Source organism: Falsiroseomonas sp. HW251 (assembly GCF_050563545.1).
Lineage (GTDB): Bacteria > Pseudomonadota > Alphaproteobacteria > Acetobacterales > Acetobacteraceae > Falsiroseomonas.
The window spans coordinates 67753-77622 of the sequence record NZ_JBNXUM010000033.1; the positions used below are offsets into that span (position 1 = coordinate 67753).

Sequence of the window (9870 nt, forward strand, 5' to 3'; positions counted from 1 at the left end):
ATGGCGGAGGCACGAGAACAAGACGCTCGGTGGGCCGGATGGCGCTAGGCCCGCGTCTGGATCTCCGCCAGTCGCAGTCGCTGGTGATGACGCCGCAGCTGCGGCAGGCCATCAAGCTGCTGCAATCCTCCAACATGGAAGTTACCGCGTTCGTCGAGGAGGAGCTGGAGCGCAACCCGCTGCTCGAGCGCGACGAGCGCGGCGACCCCCGCACTGCCGCCGATGAGCGAGCGCCGGAAGCCGCGCCGCCCGAGCACGCGGATGCGCACGCCGCCGCGACCACGGGGGAGATCCCGAGCGAGGCCGCGGCGCCGCTCGATGCCGACTGGAGCAACGTCTACGACGCGGACATGCCGGCCGGCGGGCTCGGCGCCGGGATGGGCAGCGGCGGGCGCGCCGACTTCTCCGACGACCTTTCCGGTATCGAGGAGATGGCCGATGCGCGGGTCTCGCTGCGCGAGCATCTCGGCGAGCAGATCCGGCTGACCTTCCACGACGCGCGCGAACGCCTGGTCGCGGCCCAGATGCTGGCGATGGTGGATGCCGCGGGCCGCCTGCCGGTCGGCGACGACGCGATCGCCGCCGCGATGGGCTGCGAGGAAACCTTCGTCGCCGGCGTGCGCGCACGCCTGCAGCGGCTCGATCCCGTCGGCATGTTCAGCCGGAACCTCAGGGAATGCCTGGCGGTGCAGCTGGCGGACCGCAACCGGCTCGATCCCTGCATGGAGGCGCTGCTCGACAACCTGGAACTGCTGGCGCGGCGCGACCTGCGCGGGCTGATGCGGGTCTGCGGCGTGGACAGCGAGGACCTCGCCGAGATGATCTCGGAGCTGAAGCGCCTCGATCCCAAGCCCGGCGCCAACTACGACGCGGCGCCGCCGCCGATCGTGGTGCCCGACGTGCTGATGCGCCGGCTCGAGAACGGCGAATGGGCGGTGGAGCTCAACCCCGAGACGCTGCCCCGCGTGCTGGTCAACCGCGGCTTCCATGCGCGCGCCGTGGTCGGCGCGAAGTCGCGCGACGACCGCGCGTTCCTGGCGGAACGGCTGCAGAGCGCGACCTGGCTGGTGAAGTCGCTGGAGCAGCGCGCGACGACGATCCTGAAGGTGGCCGCCGAGATCGTGCGCCGGCAGGACGGCTTCTTCCGGCACGGCGTCGCGCATCTGCGGCCCCTGATCCTGCGCGACGTCGCGGAGGAGGTGTCGATGCACGAGAGCACCGTCAGCCGCGTCACCGCGAACAAGCACATCGCGACGCCGCGCGGCACCTTCGAGCTGAAATACTTCTTCACCACCGCCATCGCCGGCACGCAGGGCGGCGAGAGCCACTCCGCCGAGGCGATCCGCTTCCGCATCAAGGAGATGATCGCGCAGGAGCACCCCGACGACGTGCTGTCCGACGACGCCATCGTCGAGCGTTTGCGGAAGGAAGGTGTGGACATCGCCCGCCGAACGGTGGCGAAATACCGGGAGGCGCTGCGCATCCCATCATCCGTGCAGCGCAAGCGGGAGAAGGCCGTCCCGGCCTGATCCGCGGCCTCCGTTCAGGCGATCCCGAAGGGCTCTCGCCAGCTTGGTGCCGCCTTCTACGGGCCGGCCTATCCCATCAGGGAAGGAGCCAAGCCCACATGCACATCACCGTCGCGGGCAAGCAGGTCGAGACCGGCGAAGCGCTGCAGACCCATGTCCGGGAGAACCTCGGAACGATCGCGCGCAAGTACTTCGACCATGCGCTCGAGGCCAACGTGACGTTCCGGCGCGACGGCAAGGGGCACGCCTTCGTCTGCGACATCAACCTCAAGGCCGGCCGCGACCTCTTCATGCGGGGCGAGGGCGAAGGCCCCGACGCGCACCGCGCCTTCGACGAGGCGGCGGAGCATGTGGCCAAGCGCCTGCGCCGCTATCGCCGGCGCGTGAACGACCACGCCCGCAGCATGGCCTCCGAGCGCGACCGCCCGCGCGGCGAGCCCGCGCGCCAGGTCGTGCTGCGCCGGCCGGAGGAGGAGGAGGCCGACGCGGCCGAGGTCGCGGTCGCCAACGGCGCCGACCATCCCGCGGTGGTCGCGGAATCCCAGGCGCTGATCGAGACGCTGACGGTCGGCGAGGCCGTGATGCGCATGGACCTGATGCAGCTGCATGTCCTGATGTTCCGCAACAGCGGCTCGTCCGAGTTCAACGTGGTCTATCGCCGCGGCGACGGCCATGTAGGCTGGATCGCGCCCGGCTCGGCCTGACCGCTTCGCATGAACGGGGCCGAGGCGCCTGGCCCTCCCGGAGCCCAGGGCGTGCACGCCGCGACGCTGCCGGGCTGGACGGGCAGGATGTCCCATCTGGACCAGCTGCTGGCGACCTGGGAGTGGCGGCAGGTGCCGTGTCTGGTGATGGAGGCGAGGTAGGGCGCCCTACGCCTCAAGCGGCTCTTACCTCCGATCCGCGCTTTCCCTCCCCCGCAAGCGGGGGAGGGAGGCGCCTGGACGGGCGAGGAAACCCCGGGATGGCGGCACGAAGCGCGGAGCCGCCCGCGCTCAATGCACCAGCGCCGGCTCCATCTCGTGCTGACGGATCGCGGCGGCGGCGAGCTGGGCGCTCGGCGCGGCGCCGATCGGGGTGCCATCCGCGGCGTGGATCGAGAAGGCGGCCGCGCCGTTCAGGATCACCGGGCGCAGATAGGCGACGTCCTCGACGCCGAGCTGCGCGAAGTCCCTGACGGACAGGCTGCGGAGCGCCGCGGCGCTCAATACGGTCCGGCCCTCTTCGGCGCCGTTCTCATGGTCGGTCATGATTGCTCTCCTGCTGGCGCGTCCCGATCGGGCCCGCGCTGGTGCGCATCCGATTCACGCCGCCGGTGCTTGGCCCCTTGCGGGGCTTCCGCCTTTGGCGATCGGACGCGGCTCGGGGCATCCGACAGGATCACCCCTCTCTGGTACGGCCGTCCGGCACGGCCTCGGCCAATCCGCCAACGACCGGGCGCTGCGCGCCGTTGCCGCGGGCGGAAATCTGGATCGTCTTCACCCTCGCCTCGGGCAGCGGGCGGCGGAGATCCACATGCAGCAGCCCGTTGTCGAGCCAGGCGCCTTCCACCTCGATCCCCTCGGCGAGGACGAAGGCGCGCTGGAACTGGCGGGCGGCGATGCCGCGATGGAGGAACACGCGCCCTTCGCTGTCGTCCTTCTGGCGGCCGCGGATCACCAGCTGGTTGTCCTCCTGCGTGATCTGCAGGTCGTCCATGCTGAAGCCCGCGACGGCCAGCGTGATGCGAAGCCGCGTGTCGCCGGTCTGTTCGATGTTGTACGGGGGGTAGCCGTCGGCGTTCTTCTGTACCCGGTCGAGCATCTGCTCGAGATGGTCGAAGCCGAGGAAAAGCGGCGAGCCGAACAGCGACGGACGCGACATGGGCTGCTCCCGTACCCCCCCTGCCCCCGAGAAGGGGGTCGCTGGGCGAGGCGAAACCGAGCGGGGCCCGAGGCACCCCGCGACAGCAGATTTTGGCGTCCGGGCCGGGCGTTGCAAGGGGGTAGGCCCGGGGCTAGAGCATGACCCACCCACGTGGATCATGCTCCAGCCGTTGTCTGAGCGACTGATTCACCGCTTCGGCGATTCCGCCTGCGCGGATCAGGCGCTAGGTCTCGCCGCCTGGAACAAGACGCGATGACCGAGATCCTCCCCATCCTCTACGTCCCCGATCCCCGGCTCCGCACCAAGGCGAAGCCGGTCGCGGCGGGCGACTCGCGAATCGCCGAGCTGTCGGAGCGGATGCTGGCGACGATGTACAAGGCGCCGGGCATCGGCCTCGCCGCGCCGCAGGTCGGCGAGCTGCTGCGCCTGGTGGTGGTGGACATCCGCCCCGACGAGAAGCCCGACCCGATGGTGCTGCTGAACCCCGAGATCACGGCGGAAAGCCAGGAGCTCGCGACGCGGGAGGAAGGCTGCCTGTCGCTGCCCAACCAGTATGCCGACGTCACGCGCCCCGCGCGGGTGAAGGTGCGCTGGCAGGACCTGACGGGCGCGAGGAAGGAGATCGAGGCGGAGGGGCTGCTCGCGGCCTGCCTGCAGCACGAGATAGACCACCTCGATGGCGTGCTCTTCGTGGACCACGTCTCGGCGCTCAAGCGCAACATGCTGCTCCGGAAGCTCGCGAAGGAGCTGAAAGCGAAAGAGCGGGAGGCGATGTAGGCGGCCGGCGATGCGCCTCGCCTTCATGGGATCGCCGGAGTTCTCGGTGCCGGCGCTGCGCGCGCTGCACGCCGCCGGCCATGACATCGCCTGCGTCTATGCCCAGCCACCCCGCCCCGCCGGCCGCGGCCAGAAGGAAACGCCCTGCCCCGTCCACCGCGCGGCGCTCGAGCTCGGCCTGCCCGTGCGAACGCCGGCGCGGGTGCGAAAGGATGCCGCCGAGCACGCGGCCTTCGCCGCGCTCGATCTCGACGTGGCTGTGGTCGCGGCCTACGGGCTGATCCTGCCAAAGCCGATGCTGGATGCGCCGCGCCGCGGCTGCCTGAACATCCACGCCTCGCTGCTGCCGCGCTGGCGGGGCGCAGCGCCGATCCAGGCGGCGATCCTCGCTGGCGACGCCGAGAGCGGCATCACCATCATGCGCATGGAGGAAGGCCTCGACACCGGGCCGATGCTGCTGCGGGAAGCCGTGCCGATCGGCTCGGGGATGACCACGCCCGAGTTGCACGACGCGCTGTCGTCGGTCGGCGCGCGGCTGATCCTGCGCGCTCTGGAAGAGGACCCGCCGGCCGTGCCGCAGCCCGATGCCGGCGTCACCTATGCGCCCAAGATCGCGAAGGAGGACGGGCGTCTCGACTGGACGCAGCCGGCGGCGGTGCTGGAGCGGCGCGTGCGCGCGCTCAATCCCTGGCCTGGCTGCTTCTTCACCCATGGCGGCGAGGTGATCAGGGTGTTGTCAGCGGCGATCGCGGAGGGCGCGGGCGCGCCGGGCACGCTGCTCGACGGCGCGCCAACGGTCGCCTGCGGTGACGGCGCGCTGCGGCTGACGCGGCTCCAGCGCGCGGGACGCGGGGCGATGCCCGCGGCGGAGTTCCTGCGCGGCTATGCGATGCCGGTCGGGACGATGCTGGCGTAGGCCCCCTCCCTGCCCTCCCCCGCAACGGCGGACGGGGGTAAGTGAAGCAATGCCCCGCTACGCCCTGAAGATCGAATTCGACGGCACGACCTTCGTGGGCTGGCAGAGCCAGGCCGTCGGCCTGTCGGTCCAGCAGGTCATCGAGGCCGCCGCCGCCCCGCTCAACCGCGGCGAGGCCCCGACCGCGACCGCCGCCGGCCGCACCGATGCCGGCGTGCATGCCGAGGCGATGGTGGTGGACCTGATGCTCGCCGCCGACCTGCCGCCCGAGCGCGTGCGGGAGGCCATCAATGCCCGCACCAACCCGCATCCCGTGGTGGCGCTCGCCGCCGCGCGCGTCGCCGACGACTGGTCGGCCCGCTTCGCCTGTACCGGCCGCGCCTACCGCTACCGCATCATGAACCGCTCCGCCCGGCCGGCGCTGGAGGCCGGGCGGCTCTGGCACGTGAAGCGCCGCCTCGACGCCGACGGGATGCACGCGGCAGCGCAGGGGCTGCTCGGGAGGCATGATTTCTCGGCCTTCCGCGCTGCCGCCTGCCAGGCGAAGTCGCCTCTTCGCACGCTCGACCGGCTCGACGTGGCGCGGATCGGCGAGGAGGTGGTGGTCACCGCGGAAGCCCGCAGCTTCCTGCACCATCAGGTCCGCAACATGGTCGGCACGCTGGTCGAGGTCGGCATGGGCCGGCGCGGCTTGGACTGGCCGCGGCGTGTGCTCGAGGGCCGCGACCGCACCAGGGCCGGCCAGACCGCCCCGCCCGAGGGCCTGGTCTTCGTCACCGCGCGCTACGACCCCGAGCCCGACTGGACCTGAACAGCGCGCGAGGCCCACGTGGCCGCGTGGCGACGATCCCGCGCCCCATGCCACGCTCCGCCGCCATGAGCGATCCGAGCTGGCGCGAATTCCACGCCTTCTGGTTCCCGCCCGGGATGGAGCGGGACGATTACGACACGCATCGCGGCCGTTTCCTCCGCTGGTTCCGTGGCGGCACGACGGAGGGAATGCGTCGCTTCGCGCCGCTGCTGGCGCGGGCGCGCCGCTGCGAGCTGGACGGCTGGACCAGCACCGCGGAGGGCCGGCTGGCGCTCGTCGTGCTGCTCGACCAGGCACCGCGCAGCCTGTTCGCGGGCACGGCCGAGGCCTTCGCCTGCGACCAGTTCGCCCTGCGCCATGCCGAGGCCGCGCTGGCGAGCGGCGACTACGCCGCGCTGCGCTGGCCCTGGGAGAAGACCTTCATTCTCGTTGCGACGAGCCACGCCGAAGGCCCGGACCACCTGGCGCGGCTGGATCGCGCCGTCGCGCTCGGCGAGGAAATCGCGCGCGCCTGCGCGGAGGCCTGGCGGCCGCTCTACGACCATTCGGCGCGCCAGGCCGCCGCGCATCGCGAGGTGATCGCCCGCTTCGGCCGCTTCCCGCACCGCAACGCCGTGCTCGGCCGGCCCTCCTCTCCCGAGGAGGCGGCCTATGTCGCGACCGGCGACTTCGTGCACCTGCGCACGCCACCTTCCGCAGCGGGTTAACCCCCCGAAAGCGTCCGGATCAGCCCGCCCAGGAACAGCCCGAGCGTCAGGTCTAGCACCACCAGCAGCGCCGCGCCCGATCGATCGATGCCCAGCGCCGTACGCGCGACGAACCACTCCAGCCAGACGGCATAGCCAAGCCCCACCAGCGTCAGCACCTGCGCCGCCACGTCCGGCAGGCCAAGCGCGGCCGGCACGGCCAGCGCCAGCAGCACGACGTACTGCACGACGTTCGTCCAGTTCCACGCGGCGATGAAGCGCGGCCAGCCCGCCGCCTTGCCCCAATGCTGCGCCAGCGCCAGCGAGACCAGCGCGAAGCCGACCCAGGCGACGGCGTAGCCGATCATCTCCGCCGTCAACGACCGCAGCACCCCGCCCGAAGGCAGGCCGAGGCTCGCCCAGGCCAGGACGCGCAGCGCCAGGAAGGCCGGCAGGCAGACGAAGGCAGCGGCGAAGGACCGCCAGGCACCCTCGGGGCTGTTCTCCATCAGCGCCAGCCCTTCCGGCCGGCCGCGGCCGAGCAGGAAGGCGCCGAGCAGCCCCGCCGTGATGGCCAGGCGCAGCGGCGGTGGGGGCGCGGAGGTGTTCAGGCCAGGAACTCCTCGAGGATCGTCCTGTAGGCGCCGGCGAGCCGGTGGAGTTCCGCGACCGAGGTCCGCTCGTCCACCTTGTGCAGCGTATCCCCCAGCGCGCCGAATTCCGCGACGGGGCAGTACCGCGCGATGAAGCGAGCATCGGAGGTCCCGCCGCCGGTGTCCAGCACCGGGGTGACGCCCGTCGCGCGTCCGATGGCGCGCGTCAGAGCGTGGACGAAGGGCCCGGGCTCGGTCAGGAAGCTCTCGCCCGAGCATTCAGTGCGCAGGTCATAGCGCGCGCCGGCCGCGCGGAAGGCGGCGTGCAGGCGATCCGTCAGCTGCGCGCTGCTGTGGTGATCGTTGAAGCGGATGTTGAGGAAGGCCGACGCGCTCGCCGGGATCACGTTGGTCGCGGGGTTGCCGACATCGAAGCCCGTGACCTGCAGCGTCGAGGGCGGGAAATGCGCGCTGCCGTTGTCGAGCGGGGCGGCGATCAGCGGGGCGATCGCGGCGACCAGGCGGTGGATCGGGTTGTCGGCATCGGTCGCATAGGCGCTGTGGCCCTGGGTGCCGTGCACGGTGGCCCAGGCGTTCATGCTGCCGCGCCGTCCGATCTTGATCACGTCGCCCAGCGCGCGGCGCGAGGTCGGCTCGCCGACCAGCGCCATGTCGGGGACCTGGCCGTTGGCCTGCATCCACTCCAGCACCTTCGCGGTGCCGTCCACCGACCGCGCTTCCTCGTCGCCGGTGATGAGCAGCGAGATCGAGCCCTTGTGGTCGGGGTTGGCGGCGAGGAAATCGGTCAACCCCGCGACGAAGGCGGCGATGCCGCCCTTCATGTCGCAGGCGCCGCGGCCATGGAGGTAGCCGTCCTTCACCGCGCCGGAGAACGGGTCGTCCGACCAGTTCGCGGGATCGCCGGTCGGCACGACGTCGGTGTGGCCGGCGTAGCAGAAATGCGGGCCCTCGCTGCCGCGCCGCGCGAAGAGGTTGTCCACGCGGTAGTCGTCGGGCCCGTAGGCCAGCCGCGTGCAGGCGAAGCCGAGCGGCTCGAGCGCGCGCTGCACCAGGTCGAGCGCGCCGTCATCGGCGGGGGTGACGGAGCGGCAGCGGATGAGGGCCTGCGCGAGCGGGATGGGGTCGGTGGTCATGGTTGCTGCCCTGCCCCGCGGAGCGGTTCCCTCCCCCGCACCAGAGCCTCCCTCCCCCGCAAGCGGGGGAGGGATGGGGAGGGGGTGCTTCGTCCAGCGCGCCCTTGATCTCCGCACCCCCACCCCGACCCTCCCCCGCTTGCAAGGGAGTGAGAGTCTCGGGGGGGGCAGGGAAGCGCTTGGCCGGAGGGGGACAGCGCCATCGCCGAAGCGACCCTCAATCCCGCAGCAGATCGTTGATGCTCGTCTTCGCCCGCGTCTTCTCGTCCACGCGCTTGACGATCACCGCGCAGTAGAGGCTCGGACCCGGCGAGCCGTCCGGCAGCGGCTTGCCGGGCAAGGATCCCGGCACCACCACCGAATAGGCCGGCACGCGGCCATACATGACCTCGCCCGTCGCGCGGTCGATGATCTTCGTGGACATGCCGATGAAGACGCCCATGGAGAGCACGCTGCCGCGCTCCACGATCACGCCCTCGACCACCTCCGACCTCGCGCCGATGAAGCAGTCGTCCTCGATCACCACGGGGTTGGCCTGCAGCGGCTCCAGCACGCCGCCGATCCCGACGCCGCCAGACAGGTGCACGTTCCTGCCGATCTGCGCGCAGGACCCGACGGTCGCCCAGGTGTCCACCATGGTGCCGCTGTCGACATACGCACCGAGGTTCACGAAGCTCGGCATCAGGATGACGTTCGGCGCGATATAGGCGGTGCGCCGCACGACGGAGCCCGGCACGGCCCGGAAGCCCGCGACCTTGAAGCGGTTCTCGCCCCACCCCTCGAACTTCAGCGGCACCTTGTCGAAGGCGCCCGCCGAGGTGTCCATGACCTTGCTGTCGGACAGGCGGAAGCTCATCAGCACGGCCTGCTTCAGCCACTGGTTCACCTTCCAGCCGCCCTGGCCGTCGGGCTCGGCGACACGGGCCTGGCCGGCATCGAGCATCTCCAGCGCTTCCTCGACCGCGGCGCGGTCCGGGCCCGTTGTGTCGGGCTTCAGCATGTCGCGGCGGGCCCAGAGCGCCTCGATGCGCGCGGCGAGCGCGGTCCTGTCCATGGATGCGGTCCTGGCGGGGGTGGAAAGCCGGGCCCTTCATCGCGACCCCCCCTGCCCGCGTCAACCACCCCTTCAACCCCGGCATGCGATCCTGCGGGCATGAAGCCGCCCGACGAGTCCCTCGCCACTGCCCTGCTCGACAGCCGGGCGCGCTGGCGCGATCTCGCCCTGCTCGGTGCCGACCTGCTGTTCGAGACGGACGAGGAAGGCCGGCTGACCTTCGTCGCACCGGACCGGCCGCTGGGCCATGCGGCCGAGTCGCTGCTGGGCCGGCGGCTCTCGGCGCTGCTGGCCGAGCCCCCCGCGCGGGATCCCTTCGCCGGCGGGACGCCGCCGCGCGGCCTGCGCCTCGCGCTGCGGGCCGGGGACGGCGCGATCGCCTGGCTGGAATTCGCGGCCATGCGCGCCGGGGACGGGCTGCGCGGCATCGCCCGCGACGTGACGGCGGAGGAACGCCAGGCCGAGGCCGCGGCCCGCACGCTGC

General features: G+C 71.9%; 11 protein-coding genes and 1 pseudogene. 7 read left to right on the plus strand and 5 right to left on the minus strand.

Annotated features, from left to right (window positions below; translation table 11 throughout):
* Positions 1 to 38 precede the first annotated feature (38 nt).
* Together rpoN and hpf are read left to right on the plus strand one after the other, a co-directional pair.
* Positions 39 to 1529 carry an RNA polymerase factor sigma-54 gene (gene rpoN, locus ACLF3M_RS28990; protein ID WP_430660488.1) on the plus strand — a complete coding sequence of 497 codons (1491 nt, stop codon included), beginning with the start codon at positions 39 to 41 and terminating at the stop codon, positions 1527 to 1529.
* Positions 1530 to 1627: 98 nt separating this feature from the next.
* On the plus strand, positions 1628 to 2233 hold the full coding sequence (hpf, locus tag ACLF3M_RS28995; RefSeq protein ID WP_430660489.1) for a ribosome hibernation-promoting factor, HPF/YfiA family: 606 nt from the start codon (positions 1628 to 1630) through the stop codon (positions 2231 to 2233).
* A gap of 291 nt (positions 2234 to 2524) precedes the next feature.
* Here the strand turns inward: hpf and ACLF3M_RS29000 are convergent, their stop codons facing one another.
* Both ACLF3M_RS29000 and ACLF3M_RS29005 read right to left on the minus strand, forming a co-directional pair.
* A complete protein-coding gene (locus ACLF3M_RS29000) occupies positions 2525 to 2779 on the minus strand; it encodes a DUF1150 family protein (protein ID WP_430660490.1) in 255 nt (84 codons plus the stop codon).
* 130 nt (positions 2780 to 2909) lie between these two features.
* The gene (locus ACLF3M_RS29005) at positions 2910 to 3392 is read right to left on the minus strand and encodes an Hsp20 family protein (protein WP_430660491.1); all 483 of its coding nucleotides are present in this window, start codon (positions 3390 to 3392) and stop codon (positions 2910 to 2912) included.
* A 255-nt stretch (positions 3393 to 3647) separates the two neighbouring features.
* Here ACLF3M_RS29005 and def point away from each other — a divergent pair, with 255 nt between their 5' ends.
* From def to ACLF3M_RS29025, 4 genes are read left to right on the plus strand one after another with little or no spacing between them, the layout of a single operon-like run.
* Entirely contained in the window at positions 3648 to 4172 is a 525-nt protein-coding gene (gene def, locus ACLF3M_RS29010; RefSeq protein WP_430660492.1) for a peptide deformylase, read from the plus strand.
* Positions 4173 to 4182: 10 nt separating this feature from the next.
* Positions 4183 to 5088: a methionyl-tRNA formyltransferase gene (fmt, locus tag ACLF3M_RS29015; RefSeq protein WP_430660493.1), complete on the plus strand. Its 906-nt coding sequence runs from the start codon at positions 4183 to 4185 to the stop codon at positions 5086 to 5088.
* 49 nt (positions 5089 to 5137) lie between these two features.
* On the plus strand, positions 5138 to 5899 hold the full coding sequence (gene truA / locus ACLF3M_RS29020; protein ID WP_430660494.1) for a tRNA pseudouridine(38-40) synthase TruA: 762 nt from the start codon (positions 5138 to 5140) through the stop codon (positions 5897 to 5899).
* 47 nt (positions 5900 to 5946) lie between these two features.
* On the plus strand, positions 5947 to 6606 hold the full coding sequence (locus ACLF3M_RS29025) for a DUF924 family protein (protein ID WP_430660495.1): 660 nt from the start codon (positions 5947 to 5949) through the stop codon (positions 6604 to 6606).
* Here the strand turns inward: ACLF3M_RS29025 and ACLF3M_RS29030 are convergent.
* The 3 genes from ACLF3M_RS29030 to dapD all read right to left on the minus strand — a co-directional run bounded on the left by ACLF3M_RS29030 (position 6603) and on the right by dapD (position 9386).
* Positions 6603 to 7094 carry a hypothetical protein gene (locus tag ACLF3M_RS29030; protein ID WP_430660496.1) on the minus strand — a complete coding sequence of 164 codons (492 nt, stop codon included), beginning with the start codon at positions 7092 to 7094 and terminating at the stop codon, positions 6603 to 6605. The genes ACLF3M_RS29025 and ACLF3M_RS29030 overlap by 4 nt on opposite strands.
* 98 nt (positions 7095 to 7192) lie before the next feature.
* Positions 7193 to 8332: a succinyl-diaminopimelate desuccinylase gene (dapE, locus tag ACLF3M_RS29035; RefSeq protein WP_430660497.1), complete on the minus strand. Its 1140-nt coding sequence runs from the start codon at positions 8330 to 8332 to the stop codon at positions 7193 to 7195.
* Between the two features lie 217 nt (positions 8333 to 8549).
* Positions 8550 to 9386 (minus strand): 2,3,4,5-tetrahydropyridine-2,6-dicarboxylate N-succinyltransferase, encoded by an 837-nt coding sequence (gene dapD / locus ACLF3M_RS29040; protein WP_430660498.1) that lies wholly within the window; start codon positions 9384 to 9386, stop codon positions 8550 to 8552.
* 99 nt (positions 9387 to 9485) lie between these two features.
* Here dapD and ACLF3M_RS29045 point away from each other — a divergent pair.
* Positions 9486 to 9870, plus strand: a pseudogene (locus ACLF3M_RS29045) (hypothetical protein); the annotation flags it as partial.